This window comes from Paenibacillus sp. AK002, assembly GCF_053903045.1.
The window spans coordinates 2675660-2688059 of record NZ_CP096377.1 but is presented as its reverse complement, the minus strand read 5'-3'; the positions used below and the strand labels follow the sequence as shown (position 1 = coordinate 2688059).

At 49.8% G+C, this 12400-nt stretch carries 14 protein-coding genes; 6 read left to right on the top strand and 8 right to left on the bottom strand.

Annotated features, from left to right (window positions below):
• Window positions 1-133: 133 nt before the first annotated feature.
• The 4 genes from M1D70_RS11980 to M1D70_RS11965 all read right to left on the bottom strand — a co-directional run bounded on the left by M1D70_RS11980 (window position 134) and on the right by M1D70_RS11965 (window position 1916).
• Complete coding sequence (locus M1D70_RS11980) at window positions 134-604, bottom strand: immunity 63 family protein (protein ID WP_456289942.1); 471 nt, start codon at window positions 602-604, stop codon at window positions 134-136.
• A gap of 48 nt (window positions 605-652) precedes the next feature.
• On the bottom strand, window positions 653-856 hold the full coding sequence (locus tag M1D70_RS11975; RefSeq protein ID WP_456289941.1) for a hypothetical protein: 204 nt from the start codon (window positions 854-856) through the stop codon (window positions 653-655).
• An 85-nt stretch (window positions 857-941) separates the two neighbouring features.
• On the bottom strand, window positions 942-1157 hold the full coding sequence (locus tag M1D70_RS11970; RefSeq protein WP_009591395.1) for a bacteriocin immunity protein: 216 nt from the start codon (window positions 1155-1157) through the stop codon (window positions 942-944).
• Between the two features lie 156 nt (window positions 1158-1313).
• Window positions 1314-1916, bottom strand: a complete 603-nt coding sequence (locus M1D70_RS11965; RefSeq protein WP_456289940.1) for a TetR/AcrR family transcriptional regulator — start codon at window positions 1914-1916, stop codon at window positions 1314-1316.
• Between the two features lie 168 nt (window positions 1917-2084).
• Here M1D70_RS11965 and M1D70_RS11960 point away from each other — a divergent pair, with 168 nt between their 5' ends.
• The 4 genes from M1D70_RS11960 to M1D70_RS11945 all read left to right on the top strand — a co-directional run bounded on the left by M1D70_RS11960 (window position 2085) and on the right by M1D70_RS11945 (window position 5963).
• Entirely contained in the window at window positions 2085-2642 is a 558-nt protein-coding gene (locus M1D70_RS11960; protein ID WP_009591354.1) for a hypothetical protein, read from the top strand.
• A complete protein-coding gene (locus M1D70_RS11955) occupies window positions 2639-3280 on the top strand; it encodes a GNAT family N-acetyltransferase (protein ID WP_009591374.1) in 642 nt (213 codons plus the stop codon). Before M1D70_RS11960 ends, M1D70_RS11955 begins: the two co-directional genes overlap by 4 nt.
• Window positions 3281-3387: 107 nt before the next feature.
• Window positions 3388-5226 (top strand): UbiD family decarboxylase, encoded by a 1839-nt coding sequence (locus tag M1D70_RS11950; protein WP_456289939.1) that lies wholly within the window; start codon window positions 3388-3390, stop codon window positions 5224-5226.
• A gap of 209 nt (window positions 5227-5435) precedes the next feature.
• The gene (locus M1D70_RS11945) at window positions 5436-5963 is read left to right on the top strand and encodes a GNAT family N-acetyltransferase (protein WP_456289938.1); all 528 of its coding nucleotides are present in this window, start codon (window positions 5436-5438) and stop codon (window positions 5961-5963) included.
• 28 nt (window positions 5964-5991) lie between these two features.
• Here the strand turns inward: M1D70_RS11945 and M1D70_RS11940 are convergent, their stop codons facing one another.
• Window positions 5992-6789: a formate/nitrite transporter family protein gene (locus tag M1D70_RS11940; RefSeq protein ID WP_009591400.1), complete on the bottom strand. Its 798-nt coding sequence runs from the start codon at window positions 6787-6789 to the stop codon at window positions 5992-5994.
• Between the two features lie 329 nt (window positions 6790-7118).
• On the opposite strand from M1D70_RS11940, the gene M1D70_RS11935 reads away from it, so the two are divergent.
• On the top strand, window positions 7119-7715 hold the full coding sequence (locus M1D70_RS11935; RefSeq protein ID WP_009591384.1) for a YjgB family protein: 597 nt from the start codon (window positions 7119-7121) through the stop codon (window positions 7713-7715).
• A gap of 95 nt (window positions 7716-7810) precedes the next feature.
• Here the strand turns inward: M1D70_RS11935 and M1D70_RS11930 are convergent, their stop codons facing one another.
• From M1D70_RS11930 to M1D70_RS11920, 3 genes are all read right to left on the bottom strand, one after another.
• Window positions 7811-8806 carry a phosphotransferase enzyme family protein gene (locus M1D70_RS11930; RefSeq protein ID WP_456289937.1) on the bottom strand — a complete coding sequence of 332 codons (996 nt, stop codon included), beginning with the start codon at window positions 8804-8806 and terminating at the stop codon, window positions 7811-7813.
• On the bottom strand, window positions 8803-9789 hold the full coding sequence (locus M1D70_RS11925) for a formylglycine-generating enzyme family protein (RefSeq protein WP_456289936.1): 987 nt from the start codon (window positions 9787-9789) through the stop codon (window positions 8803-8805). The genes M1D70_RS11930 and M1D70_RS11925 overlap by 4 nt, the downstream gene beginning before the upstream one ends.
• An 85-nt stretch (window positions 9790-9874) precedes the next feature.
• Window positions 9875-11335, bottom strand: a complete 1461-nt coding sequence (locus M1D70_RS11920; RefSeq protein WP_456289935.1) for a sulfatase family protein — start codon at window positions 11333-11335, stop codon at window positions 9875-9877.
• Between the two features lie 245 nt (window positions 11336-11580).
• On the opposite strand from M1D70_RS11920, the gene M1D70_RS11915 reads away from it, so the two are divergent.
• Complete coding sequence (locus tag M1D70_RS11915) at window positions 11581-12384, top strand: helix-turn-helix domain-containing protein (protein ID WP_456289934.1); 804 nt, start codon at window positions 11581-11583, stop codon at window positions 12382-12384.
• Window positions 12385-12400 lie beyond the last annotated feature (16 nt).

Genomic DNA, 12400 nt, shown 5'->3' with positions numbered 1-12400 from the left:
TTTGGATTACCAACATGAAGATCCGTTCGTACACCGCATGAAGTATCCGTCCAAGAAAACCACTTCAACCAAATTGGCACCCCTCTCCTATTCATTATTCGAGTTATACGAACGCCATGATGATTAGCTTCGCTTAGTCTTTACCTGCGTTTCTGCCCGGATCAGGCGACTCAAGCTCGTTCCGCTTGCCCGCCTTATGCCACTGCTCATATTGTCCGCCGAACTGAAGAAAGGATTCATTGATCATGTCCTTCATTTCTTGGATCTCATCCTTGGTATACTTCAAATGGGTGGTTACATTATCCACCTTGTATTTTTCCAGAAGCTTGAGATGGGCAATGGTATGAATGGTATCCTCCAGGATCCAGAAGACCACTTCATCGGGATCCTTGGTCCTCTTGCTGAGCATTTGCACGCCTCTTTCATACATAGCGAGCTCGCAATCCTGCTCTCCGACCCGAACAACCGGACTCAAATCACCGATATATCCCTCTTCAAACGGTAGCGTGGCCACTCTCTCGTATTCAGGATCATATATGGAGGTCTTATGAAGCAGATGAAGGATTCGATCGATTAGTTCTAGTTTTGTAAGCATAATGGACATCTATTCCCCCTCAGGGTCCGCACAAACAAAGCTGGATGGTTTATGGTTTTACCAATGCAAGGGATCTCGGTTCTTCCAGAATATCCAGCGTCCTGTTTCGCAAATTGGGGCTGTGCCTATACTGTATTCATCCCGGATGCCGCTTGCCAGGTTCATCCGGTGCAGCATTCCGCCATAGGTGCCGACCAGCAGGAAATTCTCAATCGCGTCGCGATCACCCCGTAAATTGTGCTTCCTACAATTTAACGCCATATTTCTTTACCTTCATGTTGGATATAACGGAGGTATATCAAATACTTTGGTGGTGGTCTGTCTTTATCTCCAGTTTCTATATCGCTCACAGTACTATTGGCTTATAATTCAATGCCTTTTCAACGATTTCCTCAGGTGTAAGATCTTCTTCCGGCCAAAAAATCAGATTGCTGATGTCAGGGTGAGGCACATTCCTTTGCAGCAGATTTATCCATTCCCCTGCCTCTTCCTCGCTGCCTTCCCCATTATACAGTCTTGTCACCAGATCAACGATTTGCGCTTTCGTTAATAATTCGTTCATGTACAGTCCTTTCTAGTAATCGATCCAGCGCCGAATAAATTCCTTCTCAGAGTTATTCAACCGCTTAAGCGAATTTTCATTCCTCTACCATTACACCATTCAAGACATCCCCCGTTTAGAGCACTCCCGTAACAGCTGATTATGGTTAAAACCGTATCAACTGCCTTCATGTTTTTGCCCGGCTAAACCGTAAAAGAAAAGCTCCATTAAGGTCTCCATGCTCCCGTTGACATATTCCCGGTTCCCCGAATCCCAGCGTCGCCCTAGCTCATTCATGAACATCGAGAAGTACTGCATCGTAACCTCTTCGGTTTGGTCCTTATGAATATAACCTTCTTGTTTCCCCAGCGCGACAAACTTCATGAAAAAATCTTTCACCTTCTCTTCACTGTACCGTTGGATGGTCTGACTAATGCCACGTTCCTCGGAGGTTTGGAAATTCCGGAACTCTTCCGACAAAAAGGTCAGATTCTTAGCCTCCAACAGCATGATTTCTCGGGCCTTCTCGGCAAAAGAGCGCGCGGAATCCAGAATGCGCTCATACACCTCCAACTGCTTGTCCGTCCAATACATGATCATTTCCAGATAGAGCTGATCTTTGGTTCCAAAATAGTTATATATCGTCGCAGGTGACACGCCTGCCTGTTGGGCGATTTCGTTAACGCTAACCTTTTGGTAACCGTGCCTTGAAAACAGCTGGAAAGCAGCATCGAAGACCTGTTCCATTTTTTTATGCTTTCTGCGCTCATACCCGTTCATGCGTTCTTCACCTCAAGTGAAGTATATATCAAGTTTTAGAGTATTTCAATGTTTTCACTATAAATCAATTGACAACCACCTATTCGAAGTTATAATCTTTTTGTAGTAAAATGATTTATTCACTACATAATTTTAAACTAAATTACGACGAAATGAGGGCGGTATGTGATGAAAGTAATGAGGATTCCTTCGATTCTGCATGAGGTATTCGGTGAGCAGCAATCCGTTGGCACGATTCTCGTCATCTTGGCGTTCGGCGGATGTCTGACCACAGCAGCAAGCCTTGTTTTTCCGGATATCCTGCATTCTTTGCCTTTATGGCGCGGTATCCTTGCTTTATTGTTTATTTTCGATATTTTCTGCGGCTGTATCGCCAACTTCACTCGCTCGACCAGTAATTTCTATGCAGCCCGTAAAAAACAGCGGATCGTGTTCATCGCCATTCACGTTCATATTCTCCTGGTAGCCGTATTGCTGGATACCGACATGGCGTATGCGGTGGGAATATGGGCTTATACCATCGCTGGAGCTGTGACCGTGAATGCGCTGATCGGGAAGTCATCACAGCCTTTTATAGGAGGCTTGCTTCTGTCGATTGGCATAGGGGTTACATTCTTGCTGTCCAACATCCAGCCCTACATGTTAATGGCCGGCACCCTGTTTATGCTGAAAGTATTGTACAGCTTTGCTATCGACCATTATGGGGGAGCTGTAGAGAAAGCATGAATACTTCATGCAGAGTATCCAAGCTGGCCCAATCGGATAAACTCTTATTTTCATCCATAATGAGCCGGGCATTTGCCCGGGATCCATTGTTCCTGCATGCATTTGGCGATCCAGAGCTTGATCGTAAATCAAGAAGCAGAGCGGCTGCATTTATCTCCTTCATGTTTGATAAAAGCTTTCTGCTGCATGAAGAAATATGGGGCTATTTTGAAAACGAAATCTTGCTCGGCACCTTCATTGTAGAGAAACCCGGCATAAGCAAGCTTAAGCGTTTGAAGGGCGCTTTTTTGCTCATTGGAAGACTCTTGCCGTTGTTATTCCAACTCCCAGTCAAAACATTGAGATTCCTGAATGCCTATATGGGCATTACAAGATCGGCTGCTCCTTCTTCTCCGCACCATTATCTCGTTATGATCGGAGTGAATCCGGAAGTCCAAGGCAGGGGAATTGGAACAGCAATGCTGCGGCACCTGCTTCAAGTGGTTAATTCGGATCACAATTCAGATGGAATCGCGCTCGATACTGAAAATAAGGAGAATGTAAATCTGTATCAAAGGCGGGGATTTGCTTTAAGGCATGAAGCATATATCAACGCCCTGACCGTGTATTGCATGTTCTATCAGAAAGACGATTTTTAATGATGAAGCCATTCTCCCATTCTATATCGGGCGTCATTGACCTGCGCTTCGAGATTGTCGATAATAGTAGAATAAGTTCACTATCTACAAGGGATTGGAGCTATGTAATGAAATATCATAATCTGGAAGAATGCATCATTGATTTGGAGAGGCATGGGCATTTGGTTCGTATACATGAAGAGGTCGATCCTCATTTGGAAATGGCGGCCATACATATGAAGGTTTATGAGGCAGGCGGCCCGGCACTCCTGTTTGAGAATGTAAAAGGTTCAAGGTTCCGTGCGGTATCCAATCTGTTCGGCACGATCGAGCGCAGCAAATTCATTTTTCGGGAAACCTTCGAATCTACGCAAGACGTTATCGCGCTGCGCAACGATCCGATGAAGGCGCTCAAAAATCCTTTTAAATATATCGGGACGGGACTGGCAGCTAAATCTGCACTGCCGATCAAAAAAACAGGTGCCCTGCCACCCGGATTTCAGGAAATCCAAATTTCCGATCTGCCACTCATTAAGCACTGGAAGGACGACGGCGGCGCTTTCGTCACGCTACCCCAAGTGTATTCCGAAGACCCGGAGAAGCCGGGCGTCATGAATTCCAATCTAGGCATGTACCGGGTTCAGCTCACAGGCAATGAATATGAACTGAACAAGGAAGTCGGCATCCATTACCAAATCCACCGGGGCATCGGCATCCATCAAGCGAAGGCAAATAAGCTGGGTCAGCCGCTGAAAGTAAGCTGTTTTATCGGGGGGCCCCCTGCCCATACGATTTCAGCGGTTATGCCTCTACCGGAAGGCATGAGCGAGCTTACCTTTGCGGGACTGCTGTCGGGACGACATTTCCGGTACAGCTATGTGGATGGTTACTGCATCAGCCACGATGCGGATTTTGTTATTACGGGGGAGATCCATCCCGGCGACACCAAGCCCGAGGGACCTTTTGGCGATCATCTGGGTTATTACAGCCTGGTCCATCCGTTTCCCGTCATGCGAGTTCACAAAGTCTATGCCAAGCAGCAGGCCATCTATCCGTTTACGGTCGTCGGGAGACCGCCGCAGGAAGATACGTCCTTCGGGGAGCTGATTCATGAGCTGACCGGCGGGGCGATCCGGCAAGAAATTCCAGGGGTCAAGGAAGTCCATGCGGTTGATGCTGCCGGGGTACACCCCCTGCTCTTTGCCATCGGCAGCGAACGGTATACCCCATATCAACAAGTAAAGCAGCCGGCTGAGCTTCTCACCATCTCCAACCGGATACTGGGCACGGGCCAATTAAGCTTGGCCAAGTATTTATTCATTGCAGCTGAAGAGAAACAGCCTTTAAGCACGCATCACATCGAGGACTTCTTGACCTATATATTGGAACGCATCGATCTGCAACGGGACATCCATTTTCAGACCAATACCACGATCGATACGCTCGATTATTCCGGAACCGGACTCAACACCGGCAGCAAGGTCGTATTTGCGGCGGTCGGGGATAAAAAAAGGGATTTGTGCCAAGCGGTGCCTGAGGCGTTAACGGATCTTCCCGGGTATGCGCCCGCAAAATGGATCATGCCCGGCATTGTCGCCATCCAGGGAGCCCCCTTTACGAGTTATTCGGAAGTGGCACAGGAAATGTCGAGGCTTAGCAATGCCATCCGGGAACGAGGTTCGCTTCCTTCCTGCCCAATGATCATTCTGTGCGATGACAGTGAATTCATGAGCGCAACGCTCAACAATTTTCTCTGGGCAACCTTTACGCGCAGCAATCCTTCCCACGACATTCACGGCGTGAACAGCCGCTATGAGCACAAGCATTGGGGCTGCGACACGGTCATTATCGATGCGCGCACGAAACCGCACCAAGCTCCTCCGTTAATACCGGACGCGGAAGTTGAACGCAGCATCCAGCGTTTGTTTGCGGACAGCGGCAGCTTAAGCCGCATTTCGCTGCGTTAAGAGCTAAGAACCGCGGGTGAGCCTGTACCAGAAGTGAAGGGATGAAATTGTAAAGGCTGGTCCAACGTCCATTTGACTTTGCGACCAGCCCTTTATTTTTTTATGAAAACAATGCGAATTCCGTGCAATCCTCTTCCTTTAATCAATACAACTTATATAATGAAATCTAATCCATATTAGCCAATGCTGTTTATCCAGGGAGGGAGATCATGTTTCCAGAACTAGAGACTCAACGATTAAGGCTGCGTGAAATCCGGCTTCAGGATGCCGAAGCGATCTACAGCTGCTTCTCGCATGAGCAGGTGACCCGCTATTACGGTCAAGACACGTTGACCAGCCCCGAGCAAGCTCGTCGATTCATTGAGCTGTTCGCTAACAACTACGCAGAGCAGCGTGGGATTCGATGGGGCATCGAAAGGAAAGAAGCCCAAGGCCTGATCGGGACGATCGGATATAACGCATGGTCCCCACGGCATAGAAGAGCAGAAATCGGATATGAGCTTCATCCAGACTACTGGAGGCAAGGATATGCCAGCGAAGCGGCCTCCGCCATCCTGGCATATGGATTTCAGGAGCTTGGCCTAACCCGCATCGGTGCCGTCGTTTTTATCGAGAACCAGGCTTCCCATGCACTGCTGGCCAAGCTCGGATTCGAAGCGGAAGGAACCCTGCGTCAGTATATCTATCAGAACGGCACGGCACACGATACGCGGGTGTATTCATTGTTACAAGGCTAGCGGAGCTAGGCTAGCGCACTTCCATTCCTTATTCACCAGAGGATTCCTTCGCATCCAGAAAAGGCTTGTTCACAAAATAATACATAAAACCCATTAATAGAACGCCGCCGATCAAATTGCCGAACGTTACCGGAATCAGATTATGCAATACGCCATCAAACGAAATCGTGCCCGGATGATTCAGCACGAGCGCAATGGCAAAGGTGCACATGTTCGCAACGCTGTGCTCGTACCCGGAGATGAAAAAGCAGAAAACAAACAGCATCATGGCAAACATTTTGGCTCCGTCGCCCTTCAGGGACATGGGGATGAAAAAGGCAAGGCATACGAGCCAGTTGCACAGAATCGCTCGAAAAAACAGCTGCACCGTCGGGGTGGTCATTTTGTGTTCCACCACATTGAGCAGAAATCCGTTCACGGAGGAATCGGTGAATAATCCCGTTAAGAAAATCAACAGCGCAAACGTGCAGGCCCCCAGGATGTTTCCCGCATAACTGAAAATCCATAACTTGACTACTTCCAGCCACTTTAATTTCTTGCGGAGAGCGGCATACGTGTAATAAAACGTATTCCCTGTAAACAAATCCCCTCCCCCGTACGCGATCAGGATAATCGCCGCGCCAAACGTAAGGGCAGCCATCGGATAAGTCAGAGGGGAATGCTCCAGATAAAAAAAGTTGCCCGTCTTAAAAGCGACAATGACGCCAAAGCCGATAAACATGCTGGCGAGCATGGAGCGGGCGATGTAGCGCAGCTGGCTTTGTTTAAAAATTTTGTGTTTTTTGAGAGCAAGCTGCTCCACCTTGAGTAAGGATTCGGTTTCCATAATTCCTCCTGAAAAAGTCGGTTCTATATAGATTACACGATTTTTCCAAAAATTCATATCACCTCTGTACTATTACCCCATTTTCCGAATAACGCTCAGGTCATGGACGGATTCATCAATGTTCGGCGAATTGGCGTACCCGATTCATCGTTCAAACCATTAGAATCAAGCAAGGCGTCTTATTCCAGGTATCAAATCTGCAATGTCATCTTCATAGAATCGTAACCCATTGCCCTTAAGCATCAACTATCATGGGAAGATAAGTTAGAATCACTTGTTTGATGCGCAGCGCATGTGGTAAGTAGTTGTTACAAAGGAGAGGATGCAACATGAACTTGAAACAACCAGCTAAAAAAGCAATCGTCACCTTGACTATGGCGGGCGTCGTCGGCCTTAGCGCATTCGGAGCAAATCATGCTGTTTTGCCACTGCAGCAGGCTGAAGCCGCCACGGCGGCAAGCGCCGAGGATTATGCTGCCGAGCACGCGCTCAAGACGCTCAACAGCTTTTATAAACCTGCATTGAAGGGACAATTCCCCGGTGCGGTCAGCGGCTTAACGATCGGTAAAAGCACGAAGCAGGACGTGTACAAGGCCATTGGCGAGCCTCCCGTGCCCGGCAAGGATGCCGATGCCTTCGACGTATACGGGGCCAACATGGGGAATCCGGGCTACGCCTTCTCCTACAAGCTGAATAAAATTCGCGAAATGCGTTATTTTGGCACCAATGTGGAACGACAGACGAACATCGGCGGCATTACCATGAAAATGCTGAAGAAGAATTGGTTTGCTCCGGATGCCACCACCACATTCAAGAACGGAAAAACCAAGCAAACCAAGCTGACCTACCATCGTGGAGCATATAAGTTGGAGTTTATCTTCAACAGCAGCACGGACCTGGATCATATTAATCTGCTGAAAAAGTAACAGTTGAATAAATTCATTTAAATTTTCTTGAATAACGGTTCGCCACATTAAGAAAAACCCCGGTCTCTTGAAGAGATCGGGGTTTTTGGTTTACATCAAATACTGTATAACACGTCTTCCATCCACGCCTCACTTTGCTCCAGCCGCTTCAATCCGGCTGCCAGCATATCGATCTGCTCCTGCAGCACATGGGAATCATCGGTCCCTTCCCGATAGCGGCTCAAAAAATGCAAGAAAACGTCAACCAAACGCAAGCGCAGCAGTACCGGTATGGCAGCAATCTCCTCTTCGGTCAGCCGTACGCGGCTGGCAAAGCCTTCGCAGAACTGCCGGATGGCGTCCTTCTCCTCCGCCATTCCCAAAAATCCCGAAATGACGACCGCAGGCTCCATCGCCCTGACATCCTTTGTGCAAAATTCGAAGTCAAGCAAAGCGATGACCTTGCCCGATTGTTTCGAATCTAGAAGCAGGTTCGAAAAGTTCAGGTCCCCGTGGACCAGCTGCTGCGGCAGATTTTTCAGGGATTCCAGCCTGCCGGATATCTCGGTGTACGCTTCTTGAAGGGTTTGGAGCGCGTTTCCTTGTTCCTGGAACTCGACGGGCGGTCGCTTGCAGAAATCCTGAATGAACGTCCTGCTGCATAAAGGATACGATTGAAGCAGTTCGTAATAGGGCGGATACACCGGCTCCATTCCAATCGAACAAGCCGCAAGTGCACTTACAAGTTCTCCCGTTTTTTCCCCGAAGGAATAAGTCGCTCGAATGCCCTCTTCATCCGGTCGCGCTCCTTCAATGTATGCGAATAGGCAAGCGTATCGATCACTTCCGTCCTGCACCCGAACCATCTTATCGCCAGACGTTGATGGAACAGGCGTTGGGACCTTAAAGCTAAGGGGTACCCGCTGAAGCGAGTCCAAAACCGCAAACTCGAATTCGATCCTTGCCTTGTCACGATGCGTATTGTAAATGCGCATGACCGAACGCCGATGTGGGTTATGAATAAAAAGAGTCGTATTGTTCCAGCCCGTAGGGCCGTTCACCGTATCTCCGTACCACTCGGGCCAATAGGATTGCAGAAGCTGCTGAATCATGATCCATCATCCCTCACCACCCGGAAACCGCAGTTGCCCGTCGAGCTGTCGGGTGTATTCCCGCTCCGCGCCGCGACTCGATACCGGTTGCAGTAGGATCTGTGGCACAGGTACGAACCCCCGCGCATCGACCTTCTGCCGGTAGGCTCCCCATAGAACGGATTGTTCGCCGAGGTCTGCTGATGATACGCCGGGCTGAACCAATCGCCGCACCATTCCCATACGTTGCCGGACATGTTGTACAGTCCGTAACCGTTCGGTTTGTAGGCATCCACCGGCGCGGTTCCGATGTACCCGTCGCTGGCGTTATTTTTGACCGGAAATTTGCCCTGCCATATGTTGCATTGATGCTCTCCGTCCTGTTTCAGCAGATCTCCCCACGGATAGGTCCTGCTCTCCAAACCGCCGCGAGCCGCATATTCCCATTCCGCTTCCGTCGGAAGCCGCACGCCGGCCCATTGGCAGTAAGCCGCGGCATCGTTCCAGGATATATGTACGACCGGATGGTCCATCCGGCCTTCGATGCTGGAATCCGCCCCCTCGGGCGCTGCCCAGTAAGCCCCTTCGACCACCAGCCACCAAGGCACCTCTTGCGGCACCTGGGCTACTGCTGCCTTCGTTTCCTCCGAAGCCAGCAGTTCAAATACAAACGACCAGCCGAACCGTTCCGCTTCCGTCACATAACCGGTGGCTTCTACAAACCGCTGATATTCTCCATTCGTTACGGCATGGGGCGAGATCTCGAACCCGGAGACGGTTACGCTGCGAGCCGGACCTTCGCCGTCGCGAGGGAAGCCTTCATTCGAATTCGTGCCCATCGTAAACGTCCCTCCAGGCAGCATGATCATATCGGTATGAAGATCAGGATGAGACTGTTCATCATACTTTTCGTCTCCCATGGTGCCAATAAGAGCCTTCTGGCCGGATCCCGCCAACTGCAGGTGCGCTCTGGAGCCTGCGCAGCAGGAATGTGGTTCTCCCATGTTATTTGTTCCTCCTATCCTTGAATACGGAGAACAGGACAACCGCTGTCAGAGCGGTTATCCTGCTTCACCTTGCTATTTGCGATTACACGAACTCCCGAGGATGGCGGCGCATCAGCTCCGGAACCGCTTCTCCCCGGCCCGTGTTCTTCAAACGCTCGATATACCGGGGCAAATGACCTTTGGCGTGGTAAGGTCCCCCCTCTTTCATGACCGTCCACAATGGATCCACGTCGAACGGCATTGTCGACATCATATGATCATGCCACTCATTCAGCAGGTAGACGGCCTCCCGGCAAAGATCCGGTCTTTGAGACGCCTGGTTGTGCTGTTCATAAACGTCCTCGGTGATATGGAACAGCATTTCTTTGTCGAACAGATGAAAGCCGTCATGATAGGTACGAATGTACAGCCAATCTCCAAACCGCACGCTTCGCTGGCAGACGTGTGCACATTGGGATACCACCAGATACTCCCTGCCGCTCTCGCGTCCGCTTTGCAGGGTCTCGGCATAACTGATCCCATCCCAGCTTCTTGCCGGTGCCACGTTCATATATTCCGCCATCGTAGGCAGTAGATCCAGATGATAGTGCAGATTGCGATCCGATATCCCTTGCATGATGCCGGGCCCTCGGATAATCATCGGAATGCGGCAGGTTCCCTGATCCGCCGTGCCATGTTCGCCATATATCCCAAGCTCCCCCATGTTCTCGCCATGATCCGCCGTTATGATTACGATCAAGTCATCCATAACGCCCTTGGATTCCAACAGCTCGAAGATGACCCCGATATGCTCGTCCATATGCCGAATGCCGCAATCATAGCCGTCCACCATCGTCCGCAAATCCTCCATCGTCCGAATCTCTCCGGGATGGCGCGGGTAATCAGGGGATACATCACTATTATACATGTTAATTTCGTTTACACCATGCGGGCCGACCTTCTTCTGATGCTCCTGAAGCACGTCTTCGGATAACCACTCCGGAAGAGGATCATGCTCGAACGGATTGCCCAGCGACTGAGGTGCACGATAAGGCGTATGCGGATCCCAGAAGTTCACATAGAGCATCCAGTTATCTTCATCGGCGTTGCGATCCAGCCAGTCCAGCACGACCGGAGACACTTCTTCAGCCGACTCCAAGCCGCCTTTGCCTGTATTATACATTTCATTGAAGCCCGCATAGAAGGTCCAGGCGGAATGGCGCTCTCCGAACGGACTGATCAGAGCGGTTTTCATGCCGGCACGGCGGAAAATGGCGGGAAAGCTCTCCGAAGCCAGCTTGTCGCGGAAATCCCGCGTAATGCCTTCATGCCGCACGTCCGCTGCCGAGCCTCCATGGCCCACGACCCCATTATGAATGCCGAACTTGCCGGTCATCAGCGCGGTTCTTGATGGAAAACATGGAGCGTCGGAGGTATAGTAATTGTCGAAGCGTACGCCTTCCGCCGCTATCCGGTCAATGTTGGGCGACGTATTCCGATGGTATCCGTAGCACCCTAAATGATCCGGTCTGGTCGAGTCCAAATCCAGCAATAATACTCTCATATACGTATCGCTTCCTTCCTCATCCCTTTTCTCTTATCCTTACATGTCAGCGTTTACAAAATGACTGCTATTGACAGAAATTATAGGCCAATGCTTCCTGTTGAGTCGATGTACATTTCGTAAATTTGTTGTACGATTCTACTTCGATTTTGGTTATCAGACCTGTAAATACCAACAAAGACCTACTCATTGGAAGCATGAATATGCTAGGCTATAGGTATAAAATCACTGCGAGGTGCTTGTCTGTGATCCAATTAATGAGCGTGAATTTTGATGATCATATCCCGAACTGGCGGACTCAGCTAGAGACGATCCGTTATAACGTGCTTGTAGTGGTAAGAGAAGGAAAAGTGAGGTATGAAATAAATGGGGAGGAGATCATTGCGGAAGAAGAAGACGTGCTCTTCATCCCGCAATCGACGAGACGAAGCGGCGGGAACTGGAATGATATCCTCCATCGGAAATACACCATTCTCTTTACGATGGATCCTCAGGTAACCACAGGCATTCCGTTTCTGGATGGAGGCCAATTCCTCAAATTCAATCTTGCGCATATTCAGTATGCCTACCGCCGCTGCGATCGATTGTTCGAGGAGATGCGCGGCGGCAAAAGCTACCGCTCCATGATCTGTCAGGGCATCATGCAGGAGCTGCTCGGCATGCTGGCCCGGGAACTCGAGAAGACCGAGCTGCCGCCAAGCAAAAGAAATTATGCGGATACCATCAAAACGTATCTGTTGGACCATTACCGCGAACCGATCGAAATCGATAAACTCGCAAAGTTAATCCATCGTTCCCCCAATTATGCCACCGCCCTCTTCAAGGAGGTGTACGGTCATTCCCCGATTCGGTACATGCACCAGCTGCGCGTGCTGGAAGCGTGCGGCCTGCTGCTTCATTCCGACATGACAATCGCTCATATCGCCCACTATCTGGGTTATTATGACACGTCCTATTTTTATCGCATGTTTAAAAAATACACCGGTCTGTCACCCTCCGACTATGTGCAACAGGGCGATCGGTCCGATGTATCCAAGCTGTTCACCTAATGCTTACTCGCAAATA

Excerpts from the sequence above, each read along its gene's own strand:
- M1D70_RS11980 (WP_456289942.1), bottom strand. The coding sequence starts at position 604 with ATGTCCATTATGCTTACAAAACTAGAACTAATCGATCGAATCCTTCAT.
- M1D70_RS11975 (WP_456289941.1), bottom strand. The coding sequence starts at position 856 with ATGGCGTTAAATTGTAGGAAGCACAATTTACGGGGTGATCGCGACGCG.
- M1D70_RS11970 (WP_009591395.1), bottom strand. The coding sequence starts at position 1,157 with ATGAACGAATTATTAACGAAAGCGCAAATCGTTGATCTGGTGACAAGA.
- M1D70_RS11965 (WP_456289940.1), bottom strand. The coding sequence starts at position 1,916 with ATGAACGGGTATGAGCGCAGAAAGCATAAAAAAATGGAACAGGTCTTC.
- M1D70_RS11960 (WP_009591354.1), top strand. The coding sequence starts at position 2,085 with ATGAAAGTAATGAGGATTCCTTCGATTCTGCATGAGGTATTCGGTGAG.
- M1D70_RS11955 (WP_009591374.1), top strand. The coding sequence starts at position 2,639 with ATGAATACTTCATGCAGAGTATCCAAGCTGGCCCAATCGGATAAACTC.
- M1D70_RS11950 (WP_456289939.1), top strand. The coding sequence starts at position 3,388 with ATGAAATATCATAATCTGGAAGAATGCATCATTGATTTGGAGAGGCAT.
- M1D70_RS11945 (WP_456289938.1), top strand. The coding sequence starts at position 5,436 with ATGTTTCCAGAACTAGAGACTCAACGATTAAGGCTGCGTGAAATCCGG.
- M1D70_RS11940 (WP_009591400.1), bottom strand. The coding sequence starts at position 6,789 with ATGGAAACCGAATCCTTACTCAAGGTGGAGCAGCTTGCTCTCAAAAAA.
- M1D70_RS11935 (WP_009591384.1), top strand. The coding sequence starts at position 7,119 with ATGAACTTGAAACAACCAGCTAAAAAAGCAATCGTCACCTTGACTATG.
- M1D70_RS11930 (WP_456289937.1), bottom strand. The coding sequence starts at position 8,806 with ATGATTCAGCAGCTTCTGCAATCCTATTGGCCCGAGTGGTACGGAGAT.
- M1D70_RS11925 (WP_456289936.1), bottom strand. The coding sequence starts at position 9,789 with ATGGGAGAACCACATTCCTGCTGCGCAGGCTCCAGAGCGCACCTGCAG.
- M1D70_RS11920 (WP_456289935.1), bottom strand. The coding sequence starts at position 11,335 with ATGAGAGTATTATTGCTGGATTTGGACTCGACCAGACCGGATCATTTA.